The 24,226-nt window shown below is 50.3% G+C and carries 21 protein-coding genes and 1 rRNA gene; 12 read left to right on the forward strand and 10 right to left on the reverse strand.

Annotated features, from left to right (window positions below; translation table 11 throughout):
* Positions 1-139: 139 nt before the first annotated feature.
* Positions 140-298, reverse strand: a complete 159-nt coding sequence (locus tag AMF_RS10505) for a hypothetical protein (RefSeq protein ID WP_010263116.1) — start codon at positions 296-298, stop codon at positions 140-142.
* Positions 299-459: 161 nt separating this feature from the next.
* Between AMF_RS10505 and AMF_RS06060 the strand changes: the two genes are divergently transcribed.
* A complete protein-coding gene (locus AMF_RS06060) occupies positions 460-933 on the forward strand; it encodes a Na+/H+ antiporter subunit E (protein WP_225349161.1) in 474 nt (157 codons plus the stop codon).
* A gap of 89 nt (positions 934-1,022) precedes the next feature.
* On the opposite strand, the gene AMF_RS06065 is transcribed toward AMF_RS06060, so the two are convergent.
* Together AMF_RS06065 and AMF_RS06070 are read right to left on the reverse strand one after the other, a co-directional pair.
* Entirely contained in the window at positions 1,023-1,796 is a 774-nt protein-coding gene (locus AMF_RS06065) for a type III pantothenate kinase (RefSeq protein ID WP_010267198.1), read from the reverse strand.
* A gap of 6 nt (positions 1,797-1,802) precedes the next feature.
* Positions 1,803-2,954 (reverse strand): quinone-dependent dihydroorotate dehydrogenase, encoded by a 1,152-nt coding sequence (locus tag AMF_RS06070; RefSeq protein WP_010267199.1) that lies wholly within the window; start codon positions 2,952-2,954, stop codon positions 1,803-1,805.
* A gap of 181 nt (positions 2,955-3,135) precedes the next feature.
* On the opposite strand from AMF_RS06070, the gene AMF_RS06075 reads away from it, so the two are divergent.
* The 4 genes from AMF_RS06075 (at position 3,136) to pdxH (ending at position 6,574) form a co-directional block, all read left to right on the forward strand.
* A complete protein-coding gene (locus AMF_RS06075) occupies positions 3,136-3,723 on the forward strand; it encodes a peptide deformylase (protein ID WP_010263124.1) in 588 nt (195 codons plus the stop codon).
* A 131-nt stretch (positions 3,724-3,854) separates the two neighbouring features.
* Complete coding sequence (locus AMF_RS06080; RefSeq protein WP_010267200.1) at positions 3,855-4,607, forward strand: alpha/beta hydrolase; 753 nt, start codon at positions 3,855-3,857, stop codon at positions 4,605-4,607.
* Between the two features lie 303 nt (positions 4,608-4,910).
* Positions 4,911-5,837: a patatin-like phospholipase family protein gene (locus AMF_RS06085; protein WP_010267201.1), complete on the forward strand. Its 927-nt coding sequence runs from the start codon at positions 4,911-4,913 to the stop codon at positions 5,835-5,837.
* A 116-nt stretch (positions 5,838-5,953) separates the two neighbouring features.
* Complete coding sequence (gene pdxH / locus AMF_RS06090; protein ID WP_010267203.1) at positions 5,954-6,574, forward strand: pyridoxamine 5'-phosphate oxidase; 621 nt, start codon at positions 5,954-5,956, stop codon at positions 6,572-6,574.
* 4 nt (positions 6,575-6,578) lie between these two features.
* Here the strand turns inward: pdxH and AMF_RS06095 are convergent, their stop codons facing one another.
* From AMF_RS06095 to AMF_RS06110, 3 genes are all read right to left on the reverse strand, one after another.
* Positions 6,579-7,997 (reverse strand): UDP-N-acetylmuramoyl-L-alanyl-D-glutamate--2,6-diaminopimelate ligase, encoded by a 1,419-nt coding sequence (locus AMF_RS06095; RefSeq protein ID WP_010267204.1) that lies wholly within the window; start codon positions 7,995-7,997, stop codon positions 6,579-6,581.
* 220 nt (positions 7,998-8,217) lie between these two features.
* Complete coding sequence (locus tag AMF_RS06105) at positions 8,218-9,417, reverse strand: trans-sulfuration enzyme family protein (RefSeq protein ID WP_010267207.1); 1,200 nt, start codon at positions 9,415-9,417, stop codon at positions 8,218-8,220.
* Entirely contained in the window at positions 9,398-9,781 is a 384-nt protein-coding gene (locus tag AMF_RS06110) for a BolA family protein (RefSeq protein WP_010263146.1), read from the reverse strand. The genes AMF_RS06105 and AMF_RS06110 overlap by 20 nt, the downstream gene beginning before the upstream one ends.
* A gap of 244 nt (positions 9,782-10,025) precedes the next feature.
* On the opposite strand from AMF_RS06110, the gene AMF_RS06115 reads away from it, so the two are divergent.
* The 7 genes from AMF_RS06115 (at position 10,026) to AMF_RS06145 (ending at position 20,398) form a co-directional block, all read left to right on the forward strand.
* On the forward strand, positions 10,026-10,943 hold the full coding sequence (locus AMF_RS06115; protein WP_237696975.1) for a hypothetical protein: 918 nt from the start codon (positions 10,026-10,028) through the stop codon (positions 10,941-10,943).
* Between the two features lie 410 nt (positions 10,944-11,353).
* A complete protein-coding gene (gene dnaE, locus AMF_RS06120; RefSeq protein WP_010267208.1) occupies positions 11,354-14,737 on the forward strand; it encodes a DNA polymerase III subunit alpha in 3,384 nt (1,127 codons plus the stop codon).
* Between the two features lie 248 nt (positions 14,738-14,985).
* Positions 14,986-16,365 (forward strand): 3-phosphoshikimate 1-carboxyvinyltransferase, encoded by a 1,380-nt coding sequence (locus AMF_RS06125; protein ID WP_227013243.1) that lies wholly within the window; start codon positions 14,986-14,988, stop codon positions 16,363-16,365.
* A gap of 197 nt (positions 16,366-16,562) precedes the next feature.
* Positions 16,563-18,065: ribosomal RNA gene (locus AMF_RS06130) — 16S ribosomal RNA — on the forward strand.
* A gap of 90 nt (positions 18,066-18,155) precedes the next feature.
* Entirely contained in the window at positions 18,156-18,536 is a 381-nt protein-coding gene (gene sdhC, locus AMF_RS06135) for a succinate dehydrogenase, cytochrome b556 subunit (protein WP_223822686.1), read from the forward strand.
* A gap of 11 nt (positions 18,537-18,547) precedes the next feature.
* Positions 18,548-18,877 carry a succinate dehydrogenase, hydrophobic membrane anchor protein gene (sdhD, locus tag AMF_RS06140; protein ID WP_010263158.1) on the forward strand — a complete coding sequence of 110 codons (330 nt, stop codon included), beginning with the start codon at positions 18,548-18,550 and terminating at the stop codon, positions 18,875-18,877.
* Positions 18,878-19,027: 150 nt separating this feature from the next.
* Positions 19,028-20,398 carry a hypothetical protein gene (locus AMF_RS06145; protein ID WP_010263161.1) on the forward strand — a complete coding sequence of 457 codons (1,371 nt, stop codon included), beginning with the start codon at positions 19,028-19,030 and terminating at the stop codon, positions 20,396-20,398.
* A gap of 543 nt (positions 20,399-20,941) precedes the next feature.
* Here the strand turns inward: AMF_RS06145 and thiD are convergent.
* The 4 genes from thiD to iscX form a co-directional block, all read right to left on the reverse strand.
* On the reverse strand, positions 20,942-21,724 hold the full coding sequence (gene thiD / locus AMF_RS06150; protein WP_010267211.1) for a bifunctional hydroxymethylpyrimidine kinase/phosphomethylpyrimidine kinase: 783 nt from the start codon (positions 21,722-21,724) through the stop codon (positions 20,942-20,944).
* Between the two features lie 7 nt (positions 21,725-21,731).
* Positions 21,732-22,397 carry an HdaA/DnaA family protein gene (locus AMF_RS06155; RefSeq protein ID WP_010267213.1) on the reverse strand — a complete coding sequence of 222 codons (666 nt, stop codon included), beginning with the start codon at positions 22,395-22,397 and terminating at the stop codon, positions 21,732-21,734.
* Positions 22,398-23,528, reverse strand: coding sequence for an AI-2E family transporter (locus tag AMF_RS06160; protein WP_223822687.1), 1,131 nt, complete (start codon positions 23,526-23,528; stop codon positions 22,398-22,400).
* 494 nt (positions 23,529-24,022) lie between these two features.
* Positions 24,023-24,220 carry a Fe-S cluster assembly protein IscX gene (iscX, locus tag AMF_RS06165; RefSeq protein WP_010263173.1) on the reverse strand — a complete coding sequence of 66 codons (198 nt, stop codon included), beginning with the start codon at positions 24,218-24,220 and terminating at the stop codon, positions 24,023-24,025.
* Between the last annotated feature and the right edge of the window lie 6 nt (positions 24,221-24,226).

Below are 24,226 nucleotides of genomic sequence, written 5' to 3' on the forward strand. Positions count from 1 at the left end.
TTGTAACCCAGAATGTTTTCCTGGCTATTTTACGCCATAGGGAGAGTTGACGCAGCGATTATCACTACACGTACCAAACCCACCCATGCACCGCAATGCGCGGTGCTTATGCTACCAGTACAGGACCTGTCTGCAGTCTCTAATGTTCTTCCATACCCATATTAATGTCTCGACTTGCATCTTCGACCCGGGAATCACTTTTTTGTATATCAACCAACGCGATCTTGCCGCGGGAACCGAAGTTAGCTAGATTTTTCATGAAAGCAGCACACGAAAACGCGGCGGCACTTGCCACCATTACGAACCAAATGTGTCTACGCATATACTCTATCAGTAACCCGATTCAACACAATAGCTCATTACGTCATAAATGCTAGGATTATTAAAATTTAATGTTAGTATTTTACGGCCGTGGTATTTCTGGTTTGTACGAGCATGCTTGGGTTGTTACTGATTCAAATGGTGCTTTGGGTGGTGTTTTCCGGATATTTTGACGCGTTTTTCCTGTCCGCTGGTGCGGTAAGCTCGCTGCTGTCGGTTGCCGTGTGCTACGTGATAGGTGCCAAGGAAGAATCTGGTTCCAGATATGAACCGCCTCGTGGGAGCGCGGCAAGGTTTTGCAGGATTATTTTTCTATATTTGCCGTGGATATTCGGCCAGGCAGTGCTGTCTGCGTGGTTTGTGACCAAGAGGGTGTTCGCGCCGAACGTACGCGACATGAGCGCGCCCGTAATGGCACTTGTGGAGACCGGGCAAAGTGGTGAGCTGGGCGCGTTTATATTGGCAAATTCAATCACTCTGACTCCGGGCACGGTAGGCATGAACGTAACACGGGATTATAAGGTTGAGGTTTTGGCTCTGGACAAGAGCCTGATTCCTGGAGTTGCCGAGATAGACAACCGCGTTAGTGCCATACTAGGAGAGCATGCATAATTGGGGAATGGCGGCCACGTGGCAACGCTCAAGCCCTGGTAGGCAAGGTTAGGAACCTTGGTCCACAAACATGACAGGCGCGGCGGCCCTCAGCCTTGCGTTTTTTCGTAAATTTGCACAATTCCCTTTATCGTAAGCAACTCGTCGATGTGGTTGAGGTAATCGCAATTTCTGAAAAGGCCCACTCCTCCCCCAGTGGCTATAACACGCAGGGTCCGGGTGCTCTCGCGCATTATCTGCTTTGTAATGCCTTCAACCATTGCTCTATATCCCCAATAGAGCCCAGCTTCCAGCGATGCAGCTGTGGAATCACATACTATTTTTTCTGATTCCCGAGCAAGAGTTTGTGGTAGCAGTGCCGTGCACTCCCTCATACTGTGTACCAAGCAGGATACACCCGGGGCTACAACCTGGCCATACAAGCCGCCATTCCTATCTAGCAGGTTAAAAACGGTGGCTGTGCCCATGTCAATTACCAACAGGTCGCTTGTAGGCCACACGGTTTTTGCAGCAACCAAATCGGCCACCCTATCCGCGCCTATGGTGGGTTGCGCCAGACAAATTTTAAGTCCAAATAAGTCTGCATGGGAGTTCGTAATGAACACCGGAGAAATGTTAAAAAAGCGCTCAAACAGCTCTTCTACATGTCTGTTAACGACTGGTACAACGCTAGAAATTGCAGCCCCACGCACCCCTGCGAGAATATCAGCAGACCTGCGCGACGCCAGCACGCTGATACACGAAAAATACTCAGCAGCAGTTCTTTTCCCGCAGGTAGATATCCTCCACTTGTCTACAACTGTGCCATTTTCACATAACGCAATCTTAGTGCTAGTATTGCCAACATCGACCGCAACTATCATGCTGCTTTACTGCACATCTACGCCCACAGCCTGCTCTACTTTCGAAAACCCCTCTTGTGTCAGAAGTTCGGCTAGCTCCATATTGATCTTTTTCACTACTCCAAAACCCTCGTACACTAGGGCGGTATACAGCTGCACCAACGATGCACCGGCTTTTATTTTTTGTAAAGCCTGCGCTCCGCTGCTCACACCCCCACACCCTATTAGTATCACCTTGTCCCGGAGCAAGGAATACATTTCGGAGAGCACTGTTGTGGACAGGTCAAACAACGGCCTGCCGCTTAACCCGCCCTGCGTGATTGACTTATTTCTATCTTTTCCCAAAAGGCTGAGGTCGGTAGTAGTGTTACTAACTATCAATCCGCTGATTTTGTGCTTCACAATCTCTTCAGCTATGTCCTGCTTGAGCTCGTCGCTTATATCTGGGGCTATCTTCAAAAATATGGGAACAGACTCCGCCTGGTCAACGGAACGCCGCGCATCTCTTACGGAGGAAAGAATCTCACTCAAAGGGCCCCTGTTCTGAAGGTCACGCAGCCCCGCGGTGTTGGGCGATGAAACGTTAATGGTGATATAGCTGGAAAGCCCGTATACACTCCTGACCATCTCGGCATATTCCGCGGGAGGATCAGTACAAGTTTTGTTGATACCCAAGTTGGCGCCAAACACCAAGTTGTTTAGCTCTTTTCTGTCAATTTTCTTGATGAAACGCTGTATGCCCTTATTGTTGAACCCTAGGCGGTTTACCACAGCTTTTTGGTCCACTATCCTGAAAAGGCGTGGCCTTTTGTTTCCCGACTGAGGTTTTTTTGTCACAGTGCCGGCCTCTACGAACCCGAAGCCCATGCCTATGAGGGGTTTTATGACCTCGGCGTTCTTGTCAAACCCAGCGGCCAGCCCTATAGGCGTCCTAAACCTTAAGTGGCACACCTCAATGCTTAAACACTCGGGCATTTGCCCCCGCACCTCCGGGAACAACCCATGCTTTAGTCCAAAAATCACAAGCCCGTGGGCGACTTCAGGTGGCACCCAAAAACGTGGACTATGGCTAAACCTGAAGAACGACACTGCTGCACCTAAACCATATTCCGAAAATAATACCACGCACGACAGCAAACACCAAAGCTCCTGTGAGGTGTATTTACCACTATCTGCCATAACTGCAACAACTATCAATACATACTAAGTAACGACGTGATATACTGGCGGTTGTGTGCCCAGATAGGGATTCACGCCCGGCAATCGCAGCAATCGCAACTGCGGCCGGAAAACGCACATTTTCCACGCGCACCAAAGCGCCGTTCTGACATTTTATAGTCTCTGTATTAGAGGATAGGTGATGCGGGTTTTGTCTGTGGACAACACGCGGGAGTTGAGAGTCCTACAAACTAAATCTTCCCCGATAGAAAAGGTAGACGATGAAGTTTTAGGGCTTGTTGACCGGATGACAAAAGTGATAAATACCAGCGGAACCGTTGGGTTTTCTGCTATCCAGCTGGGCGTTTCCAAGAGGGTTTTTGCAATCAACGTGGCTAGCGGGCTGTTCGACGCGGCGCAGGACATCAAAGTGTTGTCTGGTTATCACTCACTCAATGGGAATAACCTGGTTTGCGTGAACCCCAGAATAGTGAGCTTTTCGGGCGAAACGGTGGTTTTGTTTGAAGGGTGTCTTTCAGCCAGCTCTTACGGCTTGATCGGAATAAGTAGGCCCAAGCATCTCGACCTAAAATACACGGATCTCATGGGTAATGAGTGCGTTATAAGGGCATATAACTGGCTTGCAAGGTGCATACAACACGAGATGGACCACCTCAACGGGGTGCTGCTCGCCAATCTGGTTGACAACATCAGAAATCCAGAGGCAAACAGCGTTTCCGAAGAAGATCTTAATACTGTTCACATACTTTTGGTGGATAGAAAATCCTAAGCCATGCAGATGGCGCCTGACTTGCAACCTTTCTATTCTCGCTTGCGCGCTCGGATTGCCGTTCGCCCATTATAGCGCGTTAATATTGATACGCACGATGCGATATACCACACGGGTACGCAACACAGACAATGGTATATACAATTGGTATGCACAATATTGGCTGGTGCGTGCTGGTATTGCCTGATACAATGCCGGACTATCTTTGTTTATGTGCGGAGGAGTGCGTGGTTATATCAATGAACGGCCCTAGTTTCTTTTCTGGAGACTCAGTAAAAAATTTAGTAGTAATGCTGCATGGTAGGGGAGCAAGTGGCGATAACATGATCTCTCTCGCTCCGCATATGTCAAAAGAACTTCCCTCTGCTCAATTTTTAGCTCCACATGCACATATGAACTACGGCAATGGCTACACTTGGTTTTCAGACAGTGTGCGAGACATGGAAGAAAGCACTGCGTTCGTTGAAATTATGCAGGCAGTTCAGGATGTGAACGAGTTTATAGACGCGCAGCTAGCTAGATTCTCAATAGGTGATAGCGAGCTGTCTTTGGTAGGGTTTTCCCAGGGGGCAATGCTTGCCATATACGTTGGGTTGTGCAGAGCAAAAAAATGCGCCTCCATTGTGGCCTACTCTGGGGCTATACCGTTCCCCCATGCTCTGGTGCCCAAAATCCGCTCGAAACCCAATGTTTGTGTCGTCCACGGAACTGATGACTATGTAATTCCAATCCACTATTTTAGCGAATGTGTGGGTTTTTTACGTGAGCAAGGCGTGCCTGTTGTTGAGCACAAGCTGCAGGGCCTTGATCATTCGATTAACAGTGAAGGCGCAAAGATTGGTACGAAATTCATCAAAGACAATTTTACAGTGCCTAAACCATAGCAGCTCCTACCGCCACTCTGTGGTGTGTTGCACAGATATCTATGATAGGGTGTGTTTTGAGTGCCGCGACGTAGTTCGTTGATGCTAGATTGCTATATGCGCGTGGTAAATATACCCGGGCTAGTTATGGCGCAAACGTCGGACCACGGCTTGTTTGGCCGTGCAATGAGGAAATGTCATTTGGTAGATGCGGTACGCAGCATTGTGTTCGGGTTGCGCGGCCCTGAATGAGATTAATGTGCTTCGTAACCCTTATGCTTTGGTCAATAATTTTTACCTCAAGCTCGACATATTAGGGGTAGTATGGCCAGATACGTTCTTTCTGTTGATGGTGGCGGTATACGGGGCATTATTGCCGCCAAAGTGCTTTATGAGGTAGAGCAAAGGCTCGGCAAACCCGCCGGTGAAGTTTTCGATTTGTTTGTAGGAAGCTCAGTAGGGGCGATTATAGCTGTCGCTCTCGCTCTAAGGAATGGTCAGGGAAGGGCCGAGCATACGGCTTCTGACTTATTGGGATTTTTTCTAAAATTTGGTCCGCGCATATTTGCCTTTTCATTGGTGAGGCAAGCGCTGTCTGTAGTTGTAGGTACAAGGTTCTCCCCGAAAAATTTGGAAAATACGCTCAGTGGCTTTTTTTCTAACCTGAAAATGGGTAACGTTACGGCGAACATTATGATACCGAGCTACGATCTTCATACGGGGTACACCTTCATGATGCGCAATTGGGAGCCTAAGTTTCAGGACCTGAAACTCGTTGACGTTCTGCTTGCGGCATCGGCGGCCCCCACAATTTTTCCCCCAAGAAATGTCGTTATCCAAAACACAAAATGCTGCATGATCGACAGCGGGCTTGTTGCTAACAATCCATCCATCTGCGGATATGCCGCGTCCAGCGTGCTGTATCCGGGCGAGGAAGTGTATTTCCTGTCGGTGGGGTCGGGTGAGCGGTCTAAGCCCGTATTGCGCGTACGAGATAGCCTAGCGTTTTGGGCGCTAAACGTAGCTAACGTATTTCTTGATGCAGGTATGGATGCTGTAGATTACCAAATGACCAGGATGGTCGGCAACTACCGGTACACCAGGATAACTGGATTCCTGAACCGGGCGAGCCACAACTTTACCGATGCCTCGCGCAAAAACATGCAGGCACTGCAGAGTGACGCGGATGACATTATAGCGCAAAACTCAGAGCGCATAGACCGGTTTATTGATGCGGTTGTTGGCGGGTAACGCGGCCGCATGGCTGGTTGTTTTCGCAGGCGTCTTTATGGGGCATGCGGCGCATACTATCTGGTGCTTTGTGAGCGGGCTTGATAGATTTTTTCGAAGGTGTATCATGGCTGATAATGCCTTTCAGCGGTGTTTGCGTGAGGGAAGCTGATAGTAGCCCCATGGATGTGTTTGGTCTATGGTATTCTGAAATGCTGCGGGCCACTGGCGCCCATATGCGTGAGCCGTCTGCAATGGTGCTTGCTACTTGCGATGTTCAAAACAGGCCATCGGCCCGGGTCGTACTGCTCAAAAAGTATGGTGAAGCGGGGTTTGAGTTTGTTACAAATTTTAACAGTAGAAAGGGTAGGGAAATTGCCGACAATCCGCAAGTTGCACTAGTTTTTGACTGGCGACATATCGGCAGGCAGGTGCGTGTGGAGGGGTTGGCGACGCTTATGGATGCGAGCGAGTCTGACGCATATCATGCTTCCCGGTCCCGCGAGAGTAAAATCAGTGCATGGTGCTCGCAGCAGTCTGCGGTTTTAGAGAGTAGAAAACTGTTGCTTGAGCAGTTTGAACGCGAGCGGCAGAGGTTCGATGGCCAGGAGATTCCCCGACCGGGGCACTGGGGGGGTGTTAGAGTTGTCCCGCACGTGGTGGAGTTTTGGGAGGATGGAGCGCACAGGCTTCATTCCAGAAAGCAATACAGCCGCGGAGATAGTGGCTCATGGAGCTGTGTTGATCTATACCCATAGTGGCCTATGCGTACTGCATCTCGCTCAGGCAACGCCTAACCGCGGTTCCATCGTTGAATTCTACCGATTTTCCCGCAATTTGTTGGGTGGTCTCGTGCCCCTTGCCGGCTATTAGTAGTACATAGTTGTTACGAATTGCAAAATTTACTGCATAATGAATCGCGTCGCCCCTATCTGGGATTTCAATTGCATTTTCGCAGTGCAACATGATTTCTTTTCGTATGGTTTCTGGGTTTTCACTTCTCGGATTATCATCTGTCACTATAACCACATCAGCGTACTGACTGGCCACCATACCCATGGTTTTGCGTTTCTCTCTATCGCGGTCGCCCCCGCACCCGAACACTAACACTGTTTTTTGGGGGAATCCGTGCCACTTCAGCGAGGTTAGGGCATGCTTCAAAGCATCGGACGTGTGCGCATAATCAATAATTATGCGGTCACCTATAAGCTCCATGCGCCCTCGTGGGGATGCTAACCTGTCAATGGGAACATCTCTGTGTCCGGATCCTGAAGCCGCTACTATAGCCAATGCGCATAGCAAGTTTGATATTTGAAATTTTCCCAAAACTGGAAATGCCCCGTCGTAAATCACCTCACCGCACATTTTTACTGTTATGTTGTGCCCTTGTGTATTGCGTTCCAGGCGGGCCAACTTTACGTCACCGGTGTCAACCCCGTAGGTAATTATGTTGCGGCCCGCCGCCAACTCCCTTAACTCCTCATACTGTTCCGAGTCCGCGTTTAGCACCGCGCATCCCTCACGTGACAACACCTCGGAGAATAATTTTTGCTTTGTAGCCCAATATTTTTCCATACTACCGTGGTAATCCAAGTGGTCACCGGAGAGATTGGTGAAAGCTGCAGTGCTGGCTTTTACCCCATACAAGCGCTTTTGTGCCATGCCGTGACTCGAAGCCTCCATGCACAGGTATTTGACTTGCAGGTCACGCAGTGTGCTCAACGTTTTATGCAGCTCCACCGCGTCAGGTGTGGTAAATGAGGTGCTGCTGGGCAAAGTTGTGTTGCCTACTATGGCGCCCAAAGTGCCCATGCTGGCCCCTGTGTGCCCGGTAAGACACCAAATTTGCCTACAGAAATCCGCCACAGAAGTTTTTCCATTCGTGCCCGTCACTACTGCGACGAACTCGGGCTGACTGCCGTGGTAAAACTCGGAAGCCAATTTGTAGTAAAGATCATGCTGCATGGGGCAGATGATTATTTGCGAATGATCTACGTGCGGTAATCCACCAGCATTGCCGGCAACTATAAATTTTGCCCCAGCCTTGACTGCATCCGGCACGAACCCTTTTGCGGCTTCTGACAAGCACACGAAGATAAATCCGGGCTTCACGCTTCTGGAATCAGCGGTGATCCCGGAAGCCTGACCAACCAGCTCCCTGACAATGCTGTCGATGTTCATAGGGCGTGTAGCAGCAATTTTTTGGGGGAGTAAAGCATACAACGTGGTGTATCACAAGCACATTTTGACGTCTGTTACAACATACTTACAGCTGTTGAAAGACGTGGTTTTTGGTGGAAAGCGGGTACTGGCTGCCCGACTGCAACAACTCTCTGCGGCGGCAGAACAACTCCCAGCCATTTGCCTGGCCCCCTCATGATGCGCGTAACCCCAGTGTGAACTATGGCAGCCTGGACAATGCCCTTTCCACCGATGATATTATTTCCTCTGGATCTTCCAAGCCACAGTAAACCCGCAGCCCGTCAATGCCAGCTTGCGGCGCGTTTATTAGCGACCCCTTGGAAACTATGGGAATCACTATGCTTCGACACCCTCCCCACGACAACCCAATTTTGAAAGTATCGATTCCCTCCAGCGCGCGATCCACCTCTTCGACCGAGTAATTTCCGTCAAACATCAAATTAACGAGGCCCAAGCCATACTTCCCGCGGCAATACTTTTCCCAAACCTCGCGATGCGGGTACGATGGCAGCCCCGGGTAAATTACCTGAGATATTTTTTTGTGTGCCTGCAGCCTAGAAGCCAGGGCGATCGCAGTACTTTGCACTTGCTGCATGCGCACTCTCATGGTTTTCATCCCGCGCTGTACCAGGTAGCAATCGTCAGATGATACGTAAATGCCGTAGTTCCGGTGGTCCACATACAGCCTGTCAAAAATCCCCTCGTCGTTCACTATCAGGGCGCCCATCATTACGTCTGAATGCCCGCCAAAATACTTCGTTAGGGAATACATCACGATATCTGCTCCACAGTTGAAAGGGTTGAACACCGTGGGAATGCAGGAGTTGTCACACAAAACTACTATGCCACGCTTTTTCGCGAATGCTATTATGGGCGACACGTCCTCTATGATTAACCTGGAGGAGCTGAGGGTTTCAATAAATATCAAGGACGTCTTCTCATTTGCCATCTTTGGCACATCCTCGGCTGATTCGTACACAGAGACACTTCTCCCAAGTCTGGGGCAAGACTCCTGTATGAATCTGTGCAGCTTGAAGTACGCCTTTTTTGGAACCAGAATGTGCGACCCTGCGTCACAGAATGTTACACAGGCCATGGTCAAACACAAAAGGCCCGACGGGAATAGCAGCGCATATTTTCCCCCATCTATGGCCCGTACATCCTCAGCAAGAGACGTGCAAGATGGAGCAGCGATGTTTCCGTAGCTTGCATCCACGCCAACCATCTTACCCGATGAGTTGCAATACCCACCGTACGCTCTTATGATTTCTCTAATGCTGGAAAAAGGAACAGTGGAACGCCTATACACCGGGTATGTGGTAACTACCCCACAGCTTTTTACCTCCAACGGATCCGCATCTGGTTGCTCCTCTGGGCGCCTAGTTGTTGTGTCGGCCATCTTTCCCCTCCGCCGTCTGTTCGTCACTGGTTACCAGAAAAAAGGAAACAGAGTGCACCATTTTCACCTCGTCTGATAAAACCTCGTGCATCAACCGCCACCTGTTCAGTCTACTCATGCCCGCAAAGCGATCTGAAACTACCAGGATTTTCATGTGGGATACAGCATAACCCCGGCTCCCCACATGCCCTGCATGATTATGCGACTCGTCAACCACTTCCACGTGTGCCCCAGCCACGTGTGCGAGTATTTTCTCCCGCACCAGCCCAATGATTTCTGCACGCTTACCGTCAAGTGGTGTGCTCGAAACACCAGAACCAGCACCTCCAGCTGGCCCTGTACTTTGAGCTAAACCAAGCTTCATACCGAGGCACCGCATATAAACCGGGGCAATTGTGGGCGACACCGTGTTAATTGTCAACACAAACCACGCCCCATTGCCGCATTTAGCCACACAGTTAGTGAAGTGTATGTAATGTGTACAAGCAAAATTAGCGTGAAGAGTTAATCGCGTGTTAACGCTCGGTAAGATACAACATAATTGTTTTATGCCTTAAAGGAAAAGATGCGGGAGTTATTATGACTCCTAAGTGGTTTTGGAGATTATTATGAGAGCCAGTAACATAGCGACGCCTCTTTCCGTATTCTGTGCGTGCGCAGGGATATACCCTTTCCTCGCCGTGAGTGACGCCGCAGATAACCCCGATGACGGTGATAGGTGCATGTTAGGGAAGGATATTCTCAAAAAGGATCAAAAGGGCGGTCAACCCTATGCCCTGACCGCATTGCATGTGAATGATTGCCGCCATGGTAGCGCTGAGTTTAACCTCTTCTTGGGGATAGAAGCCGACGACATGTGCAAATTGCCACATGCTCCACAGATACATGGCTTCGACGAAGCAATTATCGGTATGTGCGGAAATTGGGGATACGCGCCAAACAAGCGTGACTTTTTGGATATGCTTGAGAACTCCTCCGCTGCTGAGGTGGCGCAGCGCATTTATGACGGACTCAGCCATAAAGTGTTTGCTACCGATGCTGATCTCGTACTCTTTAAGGAGGAGCTGGCTGAGCTATGGTCTGGCGGAAATGGGGCTGCAAGCGCATTTTGCGGTGTGCCAAGCAGTGAGGAGCCACGAGGTATGCACTTTTACGGAAGGTATGTAGAAGCCCAGGATAAGCAATGGGTCGAGAGAAACTATGATGGCCTGGAGAATGCCGATGATTGGGATTTTGCCCCATCGGCCAAATTTGTAATTCCGGGAGGTGGTGTGAGAGTTGGCAACAAAGAGGAAGTGGAAGTCAATTTTTCTCATGCCGGTGATATAATGAGGGCGACTGAGACTTACAATGGGTTGGCTCCTAGCTTACTATACGATGAAGGAAAGCTCTGCGTTTATAAGAGCGATGAAGGGCATGTCTACGCTCCAGCAGTGGCAACTAGCGGCGGCAAAGAGAAACCACGCATCCTACTGCCTGGCCCAGTGGCGCTCGTGGGAGATGCCGGAGTGTTACTGTATGAATGAATACTTGGAAGGTGGCAGCTATTAAGGTGGCAAACCAACGTGCATAGCCATTGTAGCCATTAAAGTCAGCGCGATGCCCACGTTGTTACGGCTCGGTGAGATGTTGTACCACTGGTGAGTGGACGTAACTCCGCGCGGCGGCTACCCGACCGACACATGTGTAGCATTCCAAGCTACAGCGGCCTTGGGGACCTAGCGAATTCTACCAACGAAGAACATTCCCCCATTGTGGCAGTAATATCCAAGCAGCGCGTAATGTGCCATGAGCGGAGTTCAAGCACCGAGTTGGCACTTGCATAGCGCATGTCCTGCCCAACTGTTGGTGATAGACGCAGATTATGCCTCGGGCCTTTTCACGACAAGTCTTGCCTGTATAATGTTCCACTAAGTTTAGGTGTTCATGGGCTTGCATGATTGATGGACTTTTCGTTCATCTTAGAACGCACAGCGATTACTCCCTTCTGGAGGGGATGATCAAGATAGAATCGCTGGTGGCGATGTGCGTGGACCAGAACATGCCGGCAGTTGCCCTGACCGATTCTGGAAATCTATTCGGCTCCCTGGAATTTTCTGATTGTGCCGCAAGTTTTGGTGTGCAGCCCATAGTTGGGTGCAACATCATGGTGCACGATGCGGGCGAGGACTTGGGAAACATTCTAATGCTCACGAAAAGCCACGAAGGCTTCGTGAATTTGATTAGTCTAGTAAGTAACGGATTCAAAGAAAATCAATCAGGAAAGGCTAATAGGGTTGATGTTAACAGCCTACTGCGGCAAGGTTCGGGGTTGCTCCTGCTAACCGGGGGGCACGATGATATTTTAGCCCGCGCCCTGCTTGGGAAAAGCGCCGGGATGGGGGCAATAAATGCGATTCTAGAAACGTTTGGCAATGATGTCTACGTAGAGCTGCAACGCCATGGGTTAGAATCCCAGAAGGAGGTAGAGGGGCTATTGATTGGTTTTGCATACGAGCGCAATATTCCCCTGGTTGCCACGAACGACGTGTTTTTTGTACGTAGGGGCGATTTCCAAGCGCATGACGTGCTATCTTGCATTTCGGACGGGACATATATAGTGCAAGAAGGTAGGCGCAGACTCACCGAAGAGCACTATTTTAAGACGTCCAAGGAGATGTTCGAACTGTTTTCTGACATCCCAGAAGCTGTGCGCAACACTCCGATGATTGCCCGAAGATGCGCGTTTATTGCGGAAATTAGAAAGCCGTCATTGCCGCACTTTCCGTGTTCAGGTGGTAGAACTGAGGCTGAAGAGTTGACGGAATGCGCGAAAACAGGATTGGAAGCGCGATTGCGAGCTAAAAACATTGATGGAGATAAGAAGGAGCAATACCATAACCGGCTACAGTACGAACTTGGCATAGTGATATCCATGGACTACTCTGGGTACTTTCTGATAGTGGCAGATTTTATCTGCTGGAGTAAAAAGAACGACATAATGGTCGGCCCAGGGAGGGGATCTGGTGCGGGGTCATTAATAGCTTGGTCTCTCGGAATTACTGACCTAGACCCTATAGAGTTCGGGCTAATTTTTGAGCGGTTCCTGAACCCGGAAAGGGTCTCCATGCCTGATTTTGACATAGACTTCTGCCAGGAAAAACGAGACAAGGTAATAGAGTATGTCAGGGAAAAATATGGATACGTAGCACACATTATCACCTTTGGTAAACTACAAGCCAGGGCCGTGCTCCGCGATGTTGGTAGGGTTATGCAAATACCCTATGCGCAGATCGACAAAATATGCAAGATGATCCCCCATGATCCCGTAAGCCCGGTGACACTTTCTGAGGCTATAGAGATGGACCAGAACCTCAAGCGGGAACAGGAGAGTGATAACACGGTCGCTAAACTTTTTGAGATATCACTTAAACTAGAGGGGTTGTACAGACATGCTTCGGTGCATGCAGCGGGAATTGTGATATGCGACAAGCCGCTTGAGGATTTTGTCCCCCTGTACTACGACCAGTCGTGTTCGTTGCCAATCACGCAATACAACATGAAGTACGTGGAGAAAGCTGGACTGGTGAAATTCGACTTTCTGGGGTTGCGCACCCTTACGGTCCTAGACCAGGTACGATCTCTTATACAGGATAGAGGGGTCAGCATAGAGCTTTCCGAGCTGCCGCTTGATGACGGCAAAACATATGAAATGCTATCGACAGGAAACTCCGTAGGCGTGTTTCAGCTTGAAAGTGCGGGCATGAGGGAGGCTATCAGCAAACTCCGCCCCGACGGAATCCAGGACATAATTGCTCTGATATCGCTATATCGTCCCGGCCCCATGAACAACATTGCCATATATATAGCCCGTAAACACGGATTGGAGAAACCCGATTACATACATCCGATGCTGGAAGGGGTCCTGAAGGAAACGTTCGGGGTAATTATATATCAGGAGCAGGTTATGGAGATAGCCAGGATTCTGGCTGGGTACAGCCTTGGTGGTGCTGACTTGCTCAGGCGTGCGATGGGTAAGAAGATTAAGGAAGAGATGGACAAACAGCGCCAGGATTTTGTAAATGGCGCGATCAAAAATGGTATAGATCGCGGTAAGGCCAGCTACATATTCGATTTGGTAGCGAAGTTTGCCGGATACGGATTTAATAAATCACACGCTGCCGCATATGCACTCATTAGCTTCCAGACCGCATATCTGAAGGCAAACTATACCAAAGAGTTCTTCACTGCATCAATGAACCTTGATATCGGCGACAAAGACAAGTTAGAGCTTTTATGCCAGCAGGCCAGGGCGTGTGGTGTCCAGGTGTTGCCGCCTGATGTGAATTCCTCGGGCGTGTTGTTTACCATCTCAGGTGATGCGATCAAGTATGGATTGGGTGCATTAAAAAATGTAGGACAAACCGCCGCCAGGGAAGTTGTACCAGAGGCTGGCAAGAAGTACAGCGACATATGGGATTTCGCGCGTAACATGCGGGCGAAATGGGCGTGTAAACGGGTTATGGAAAGCTTGATAAAATCTGGCGCACTGGACAGCATACATCCCAATAGGAGGCAGTTGTTTGAATCTTTAGGGACGATACTGGATGTGATTGATGATACCAGAAACAGTGCGGAATCCAAACAATTCAATCTGTTCGGGATCACGGAGGGGCACAAACTCTTGGAGGTGGAAGACTGGTCTGAGGAGGAAAAAATTGAGCACGAGTTCTCCACCTTAGGTTTCTATCTGAGGTACCACCCCTTGGCCAAGTATGAAGGAATTTTACGGGGCCTGGGCGTAAAGTTTGTTAGTGAGTGCCAAGATTCTTCAGAGTCAGGTGTTAAAAAGTCTGCAGGTGTGATCTCTAGTGTGAGGATAAGATCTGCGAACAAAGAGAGATTTGCGGTTGTAAGGATCTCCGATCCTTACGGGGTTAACGATGTTGCATTTTATAACAGTAGGGTCATAGAGGCCGGTAGAGACCTGTTTCACAGCGGAGTTTCAGTAATGATAGACATGGACTATAACTCAGTAAAATCGCGGCTGATCGGAAAAAATATATACAGCTTTGGTGATGGGCTCACCGCCATGACTCAAAAAATGAAAAACATAGTTATTCACTTCAGTCAAGGTCATTACGAACCCAACACGCTTGGGAAGATCTTGCGCAGAGATCGGGGTAAAACAGAAGTATTTGTCGAAATGCCTTCCAAGGGTAACTTGGTGCTGATAAAACTACCTGGCGTGTTTCAGATCACGGCTGAAGCTTACATGAAAATTTTGGGGCTGAGCTGGGTGCAAAATATTAGCGTCAATCATCAGAGGTTTTACCAATAAACAGGAATGGGTGTTGTGCCATAATTTTTCCAATCCGGTGCACGTCTAATTGTGGCTGATGCTCCACTCCTGCTCCTTTGCCGCGCATCTATTCACAGCCGCTGTGGCGAAGGGCTGGGGTGTGCTGTGGCGCACTATAGCCCGCGTTTCCGCAATAACCGGATGTATAGACCCCGTGCCCGAACGCTTTGCATCATTTGGGTGAAATGGTGTAGAATCCGCTTTTCACTCGTTAAGATATGTCCAACATGGAAGGGCATGGATGCAGGTTGGCGTCCGATGAATTCACATGCGTCTACGGCGCGGAGCTCGGGTGTGCCGTAATTAGGATTCCCGGGTGCGCGGAGGCATCGTGCATCTCGCTACTTCTGGCCGCGCAGGCTGCAGGTGCTTCGAGGGTTTACGGTGTGCAAAAGTGCGCGCAGGTCCTCGATGTTGTAGGAGTGCTGGACGCTTTGGGAATAAGTGTAGCACACGAAAATGGATGCTACGTCGTTGAAGGAGCAGGTGTTGGAGGTTTGGCCGAGCCCCACCGCGAAATTTGTGTCGGATATTCCCCGCTTGTTGCGTGTATGACCATCGGTATGTTGGCCGTGCACCCGTTTTCTACGTTTCTGTTTAGGGGGCGCAATTATCGCATTTCTCCCGACATTGCCGTGTACGGAGATAATGATGTTAGCATGGTAATGGCAATGCTTACGTCTATGGGCGCAAGGTTTATGTCCAATGGAGCGGCGTTTCCTGCGCTGATAATTGGCACGGACGAATGTGTGCCGGCCGCGTTTGACGGGGTAATTCCTTCCGATGCGGTGAAGTCTGCAATGTTGCTGGCATGCATAGGCGTAGGTGGGAAAAGTAATATACGCGCAAAAAGCGCCCTGAGCGGGTACACGGAGCTGCTGCTGAAACAATTGGGCGCCAGAATTTGTGTGGAGAGGAGAACCGACTGCGGCGCAGACACAATAGTGATAGACGGGCAACAAGAGTTAGTTGCGGGGGAAATTTGTGTTCCTGCCCCCGCGTCTGAGGCATTACACGCTGTGGCGGCCGCAGTGATGACGCGCGGTTTGCCCGTCCTAGTCTCGGGGATTTTAGTGGATGACGCGGTGAGGGGTGTGCTCAATGTATTTATCAAAATGGGCGCATACGTAGCCTTGGTCCCCAATAGGGGCCTGTATGATGCGAAAATCAGGGTAGGGGTGCTACGTGGGGCCAGAATCGAGTGTGCGGAGTTGCGCAGCATAGCCATGGAGCTACCCGCAATATGTGCTGTATGCGCATGCGCTGTGGGAGCCACGACGATTACCGGGCTGTCTACGCTGGGGGATAGCGCGCGCGATAGGTTAGACACAGCCGCCACGGGGCTGGCAAAATGCGGCGTTGAACTCAGTATGGGGGATGACTCTCTCATAATTCACGGGTGCGGCGACGAAGTTGCTGCGGGTCGTGGGAATGATAAAGCAGCGATTTCGGGCATGGCCGCCCGTATCGCCACATCGGTTGGTGGGCACGCAAGCCACGGGTTGGTGAAATTTGTGGAGATGTTGAGCAATTTTAGGGAGGAAAACCCGTCCGTGGTGCTTTTACGTGGGACACCAGCGACGAAAAAAGTTCTTAAAAGTTGTTGACAGGGTTTGGGCTATGGTAGATACTCCTACCCGGGGCTGAGGTGGCCCTGTTGCTTGATTAGTTGGAAGGGAAACTTTAGAGTAGAAATAGAGGCGGCGGTGCGCGCAGCTAAATATTTTATTTAGTGCACTTAAGCTTATTTTGTTTTTGGTTTTTGCATGAGTCCAGATCATAATTTGCTTTTGTGATTTTAATCAAACTTGAGAGTTTGATCCTGGCTCAGAACGAACGCTGGCGGCAAGCTTAACACATGCAAGTCGAACGGACCGTATACGCAGCTTGCTGCGTGTATGGTTAGTGGCAGACGGGTGAGTAATGCATAGGAATCTACCTAGTAGTATGGGATAGCCACTAGAAATGGTGGGTAATACTGTATAATCCCTGCGGGGGAAAGATTTATCGCTATTAGATGAGCCTATGTCAGATTAGCTAGTTGGTGGGGTAATGGCCTACCAAGGCGGTGATCTGTAGCTGGTCTGAGAGGATGATCAGCCACACTGGAACTGAGACACGGTCCAGACTCCTACGGGAGGCAGCAGTGGGGAATATTGGACAATGGGCGCAAGCCTGATCCAGCTATGCCGCGTGAGTGAGGAAGGCCTTAGGGTTGTAAAACTCTTTCAGTAGGGAAGATAATGACGGTACCTACAGAAGAAGTCCCGGCAAACTCCGTGCCAGCAGCCGCGGTAATACGGAGGGGGCAAGCGTTGTTCGGAATTATTGGGCGTAAAGGGCATGTAGGCGGTTTGGTAAGTTAAAGGTGAAATACCAGGGCTTAACCCTGGGGCTGCTTTTAATACTGCAGGACTAGAGTCCGGAAGAGGATAGCGGAATTCCTAGTGTAGAGGTGAAATTCGTAGATATTAGGAGGAACACCAGTGGCGAAGGCGGCTGTCTGGTCCGGTACTGACGCTGAGGTGCGAAAGCGTGGGGAGCAAACAGGATTAGATACCCTGGTAGTCCACGCTGTAAACGATGAGTGCTGAATGTGGGGGCTTTTGCCTCTGTGTTGTAGCTAACGCGTTAAGCACTCCGCCTGGGGACTACGGTCGCAAGACTAAAACTCAAAGGAATTGACGGGGACCCGCACAAGCGGTGGAGCATGTGGTTTAATTCGATGCAACGCGAAAAACCTTACCACTTCTTGACATGGAGGCTAGATCCTTCTTAACAGAAGGGCGCAGTTCGGCTGGGCCTCGCACAGGTGCTGCATGCCTGTCGTCAGCTCGTGTCGTGAGATGTTGGGTTAAGTCCCGCAACGAGCGCAACCCTCATCCTTAGTTACCAGCGGGTAATGCCGGGCACTTTAAGGAAACTGCCAGTGATAAACTGGAGGAAGGTGGGGATGATGTCAAGTCAGCACGGCCCTTATGGGGTGGGCTACACACGTGCTACAATGGCGACTACAATAGGTTGCAACGTCGCAAGGCTGAGCTAATCCGTAAAAGTCGTCTCAGTTCGGATTGTCCTCTGTAACTCGAGGGCATGAAGTCGGAATCGCTAGTAATCGTGGATCAGCATGCCACGGTGAATACGTTCTCGGGTCTTGTACACACTGCCCGTCACGCCATGGGAATTGGCTTAACTCGAAGCTGGTGCGCCAACCGTAAGGAGGCAGCCATTTAAGGTTGGGTCGGTGACTGGGGTGAAGTCGTAACAAGGTAGCTGTAGGTGAACCTGCGGCTGGATTACCTCCTTTAGGCTTTTTGTCTGCTGTTCCGTCTTATGGCAGAGCGCAGGCAAACGTGCCGCCGTCTCTATTTCTGTTTTTGGTTTCGGAGGCCGCGTGGTGTTAAGGTCCAGACCTTTGTCTCCACATTTGCAGGTCTACAAGCTGCCTGTTGCTGCCTTGCTCTCTATCACTCATAGGGCTTCGGGCCTTTTCCTCTTTTTTGGATTGTCGGTGCTGTCGTGGCTTTTTGTCCTGCTGCGTTGTGCGCCAGACTGTATCGCGCCCTTCTTGGCTAATCCCTTGGGATTCTTTCTTGTGAAGCTGCTATCGTTCTCTTGCTGTGTGGCTTTTTGTTACCACTACTTTAATGGGGTGCGGCATCTTTTGTGGGATTGTGGTGTTGGTCTCGACAAAACAGCTGTCACTGCCAGCAGCGCTTTTGTGCTGCTGCTGACGGCCGCGTTCTCGGTCGTCGCATTCTTTTTTGTTTGGTTGTAGTTCTGGCTCTTATGGGTGGAAGGTCTGTATATTTTTGGTGGATGCAAAGAATAGCTGGGCTGGTTATGCTGCCCGTACCGTTTTTGTTTGCGTTTTTCTACCGCTCTTACGGTTTTGAGTCTGTCCATGCTGCGGACTATGGCTTTTGTGCCAGCGTATCTGCTATTGCGCTTCTTGTTGCCGCGTTTTACCACGGGGTTTTGGGCGTGCAGGTGGTCCTGGAGGATTACGTCCACTCCGAAGTTCTGCGCGCCTTCATGATTACATTCTTCAGGCTATTTGCCCTGGTCACCGTGTGTGCGGTAACCTTGGCGATGCTTTTTGGACATAACATTAGGTGAAGCTGACGGCGTGTCTGCTGGTGTGCTACCCCACTCTTGAGCTATGGGGCAGGTTGGTTGGGCCGTGTGCCCTGTTGTGAAGTTTATTAATTTTTAGAGAATTTTCTCTAGAATGTTCCCCTTGCGTGTTGGGTTATTGAAGCGGGGATTATGTCCAGAGAGCTTAGAAATTTGTGGACATCGGCGGCACGTGGTGCCAGTGATGTTGGGACGAGTATTAAAGAGTCTAGTGTACCGGGGAAAGTTTTAAAAGCTTTGAAGGTCACTTTTGCTCTTAATCTCAAGAACATTGCCAGGTTGGACCCCCAAGGAAATGGTGAACAGCAGAAGGTGCGTGTTCCCATGCTCATGTCGCAGCTTGTGGATCGCAGCCAGCCATGCGAATTCCTACCTCCCTCATGCTTCAGCGGGAAAGGTAGTAAGATGAGGCTCGAGAAGGGGCAGCTTATAGTTAAGGGCAGGGCGCTCCCGCTAGAGCCGATAAAATCAGAGGGTCTGGGGCTGGATAGGGCCGTCACTGCTGACGGAAAGCTTCTTTACGCGATTAACACCAATCACCAGAAAGAGGCGTTGCTGGCCTTGGGGTTGGATTTGGAAAAGTACAAAAACAAAAGGCTGGTAGTGGCATGCGAGGGGGATACTGTAGTCCCCACTGCTGTGGGTGATGCGGAAGCAAAGGTCATGCGGGCTATCTACAATGCTGAGGTGACGGCTGAGACCAAGCGCATTGTGAACGAGAAAACTGGTGCTACTTCGTGGCTTCTTACTGTAGCAATGGCTGTGCCTTTTAACACGTGTGCGGCCGTACTCAACTTTGCTTGTATGATTCCGCAGGGAGCTCTTGACGTTTGCGCGCGCCTCCTAGGTGCTGGTGCTGCCAGTATGGAGCGCGAGGCACGACACCGCATTGTAGCCAAACAGAAGGGTACCGTTACGGGCCTGGGTTCGCCTGCGGGGTTTATAATGTCGGGGTTTGCCCTCAGATGCATGGAGAAAATTGCGCTGCTTGGCAAGGGCGCGATCGGGAGTATAAGAAAGGTTTCCGTGAGCACTGCCAGGGCTATCCCGATTCTGGTAAACTCGGCATATAACCTTAACGCTTCCCAGCTGCAGGTCGGGAAGCAGCTTCTCATCAGTTCCGGAGACGAGGCACTTACTTGCTTTATAGACAGCATCAAAGACATGAGTGAGGGGTTGGGTTTTTACTTGGATCCCAAGGGAGAGAGGTCCCAAAGTGCGTCGGCGCGCGATGACGTACCTGCTATAGACACGGGAGTTGGGGAAAGTCAGCAGGACAATTTTCCTGAAGCAAAGGGTAGGGGACAACAGAAGGGCGCCGCGTCCGCGCGTGGAGCGAATGATGATGGCTGTATTGTCCTGAGCGAGGCTGATATGCTAAAGGTTGTAGGTGCGGGCGCAGACCTCATGAGTAGCGGGACTACCGTGAGCTATGGCACGAGTAAGGGACTGCAGGATATCTTCGCATCTGCCAGGAACCGCGGTCCCGGCGCAATGAGATAGCAACGAAGCGCTGTCGGCTGGCCTGTATGTGGGTGGATGCGGATAATAGCATGCACTTGGTCAGTGGTACGGCTTCCCTGTAGTGCGCTTCCTACAAGTTTTGACACCTGTGAAGCTGTGGTGTGTTGGCATCTAGTTCCGCCAGTAGTGGGCATAGTGGGTTGTTGGTGTTGAACAGCGACGGCTGGTTAAAGTCAGCAGGACAATTTTCCCGAAGCAAAGGGTAGGGGACAACAGAAGGGCGCCGCGGCCGCGCATGGAGCAAATGACAGTACCCATATTGTTCTAGGTGCGGGTACAGATCTAAGGAGTAGTGGAACTACTGTGAGCTATGGTACACGTGGGGAGCTGCAAGACAACTTCATATCTGCTGTCAAGAGCCGCGGTTCCGGTACCGCTAGATAGCGACAAATAATTTGCCGCGGGACGTTTGCGATATTATTGATGCAAGTGCCGGGTGGTTGGTACGGGTTTGGCGCCCGCGCACACCCTATACTCCTGGCGTGAAACCGTCCACCTCCGCCGAGTTTTCAACCTGGTGCACTAAGGCGTATTAGCGTCTGGGAACAGTTCGTAGTTGTGAAATACGGGGTTGTATCCATGCCCAATCTTGGGTGCAGCACGCATTGTGTTTGTTAGATAGCCTATGGCTGACTCCACGCTCTCCTCCGTTGACAGGCCGCACGCAATGAAGCTTGCTATGGCGGACGACAGTGTGCATCCAGTGCCGTGAATCTTCCCAGGAATTCTGGCGTTTCTGAAGCATAACACGCCGCTGTCCGTGAGGAGTATATCCTCCACGTATTCTTCGTCTGAGTGCCCGCCCTTTACTAAGACGCCGCCAACCCCCAAAGCTTTAATAGCCTCTCCCGCCTTGATTGCGTCCTGCTTCGTGCTTATCTTCACCCCAGATATGTGCTCGGCTTCCGGAATGTTGGGTGTGAGTAAAGATACCTTCTTCAGAAGCGCGCCAGAGCATTTCATAAACTCCGTGGCCTCGACCAACTCAAACCCGGATGTTGCAACCATCACTGGATCGAGCACCACAGGTATTCCGACGGGAATCAAACGTGCTACAGTTTCCATAAGACTAGGTGGCAGCATTCCTATCTTAATTGAGTCTATTTGTATGTCTGACAAAACGGCCACAACCTGCTTCTCAACGGCTTCTGGAGCCAAGTTCCAGGTTCCGTAAACTCCCGTGGTATTTTGCGCAGTTACGGATGTTATGCAAGTGGCAGCGTAACATCCCAGCATAGTGATGGTCTTGATGTCCGCCTGTATCCCGGCTCCTCCTCCAGAGTCAGAGCCAGCTATGCTTAGCACTTTTCCTCTATACAGGACCGCCCCTCCTAATTACCGACCTAACAAACGGAATGGTAACACCCCTGGCGTTGGTTGGCAATTCAGTATCTATAAGGTTTACCACATCGCTAAGTTTTTTGAATGACCGCTCAACATTGTTGAGTATGTAGTTAACAGTGCGAACATCTATGTGCATCTGCCGATCGGTAAATAATTTGACCAGCATTATCCGCAATAATTCCTCGTCCGGATCGGCAAGGCTTGCACTCATAGCGGATACTATCCGAGATTCCAAGTCTTTCAGTTGGTAATTGAGCATGTGCGGCGGCAGTGAGGATGTCATCAAAAGGGGTTTTCCGGCTTCGCGCGCAAAGTTATAGCAGTGCAATACCCACGATTCATCCCTTAGGTTGTCTATGTCTTCAATGATAACAGCGCTGCTTTCTCTTATGGTGCCTATCGCTTCGCCTATCACCTGGCCGTGGCATATGAAGCTTGCCTTTCTGAGTTTTTGCCACATGTGTGCTAGGTGAGTTTTTCCCGAACCAGATTTTCCGTAGAGTACGAAACAACCCCAACTGTAGGTGTTCATTAACAGGTTGTAAGTGTGCCTATTGTGGTCCAAAAGTATGTAGTCAGAGCATTGGTACGAGTGCACTTCCTGTGTGTCAAACAGCTTTAGTTGCCTGTACATTCACTTACCAAGGTAGAAGTTGCTGTGTTTGTACTTCTCCACAGCAAAATGCGTCAAAACGCTCACAATTGCAGTGACCGGAATGGAAACTAGCGCCCCCAAAAGGCCGGCATGCGCGCTAAAAACCACCATCCCAATTACCACCCACCCGGGATTCAGATCCAATTTTTTGCTAAGCAGGACCGGAGTGATGATGTTCGATTCTACTACGTTCCCAACCACAAATACCAATATCACCGCCGCAGTGCCGGTCCAACTGAAATCCTGGAGTATGGCCAGGCAAGCACCGAGCGAGGCACACAGAATTGGTCCTATATACGGTATAAACGTCATGATGCCAGATATGACGCCGAGTACCAAAGAGTATTCTAGCCCCACTACTGCAAAACATATGCAGTAGTATATTAGCATAATCAGACACACGGTGGTCTGGCCCCTTATGTATGCGGATACTATGCTGTCAATCTTTGACATGCAATGGGAAAAGCCTTCTAGATAATGCCTGGGGACCATGAGAAGGGCGTTTTTTACCACGATTGGCCAACTTCCCAAAATGTAGAATAACAGCAGCAGGGTAATGAAGACCTTTGCAGCGATTGTCCCAATCCCAACCCCGGATTGTACCACTCCAACGGCTACTTTGATGAAATTTTTGTACAAGCCGTCAAGCAGTTTGATAAACTCTACGTGGTTGCCGCTGAAAAGGTTATGGGGGGACAGCGCTTCGGGGTTCATCGCGCCAATGACCCCGTCGTAACGTAACATATCATAAGCCAGCAGGGCGTTTTTTATACCCTCAACACCCGCGAAGGGCAACTTGTCAACAAGTAGCTTGGCTAGTGCTAGCGTTTGGGAATACGCTATTGGTACCAAAAATACCAATAGGGCTGCAAACACACCGACCGAAGAGAATATTATTGCGAAAGACGAAACAGGCCTGGGGAGACCTATGGACTCTAGCCTATTCACCAGGGGGTTCAGCAAATACGCCAGCACGGCTGCAACGCAGCACAATGGCAGCACGGGCCGCATGACAAACACGAGGACAGCAGCGCAACCCGCCCCCAACAGGCAGTTTAAGTACTTCACCCCTTCACCCTTAGCAACTTTGTGGGACAGTACGGGCAGCAACCCGCAGGCATTGTATAATATTAGTGAGCTTGGTTCAATAATTATAAGTATGTTATATCTAGCCGGGCTCTGGTGCCGGTATGCCCAAAAAATATGCTGACCGTGTGCGTTGCTGACCAACCGTAGGCCGAAAAGTTTACGAGCTAGGCAAAAAGTGCGGCGGCCTACCGACACCCAGCGAATTTCCACATTTGCTGTAGACCAAATACGTGCGACAAACAATACTCCACCGATTTGCCCGCTCTGCTCTTCCCGCTATTGACCGGGTGTTAATTCTAAGGGCTGGTCGGCACGGTTCCTCCGAACGCTCCCGCCACGGGGTTGAGGGCGAGGAACAGTCGCTTATTTGCAGGCTCTGCCCACGTAGCTGGCCCCGATTTCAAAACTGGCCCCGCGAAGTTCCTGCATCCCACACATGTTCTTCATGGGGGGCGAAGACACGGCTAACAAAAATATGCCCTATGTATGATTGGAACGAGTAGGGCGAGCTTGAATCACTCATCCCTTTCTGCGCTCCAAGCCATTTGTATTGCTTCTAAGATTTTTTCGTTGCACCCGTCGGTGTCATCATCAAACTCTGGCAAACCGACCACCATGGACTTTAACTCGGTGAATCTGAGGGCGAAAATGTCCTGGTTTGGGTAGGCATCTTCCAGCGAGCAAGCTATATCTTCCACATCAACCCACTTCATGGATTT

This window comes from Anaplasma marginale str. Florida (assembly GCF_000020305.1).
Taxonomy (GTDB): domain Bacteria; phylum Pseudomonadota; class Alphaproteobacteria; order Rickettsiales; family Anaplasmataceae; genus Anaplasma; species Anaplasma marginale.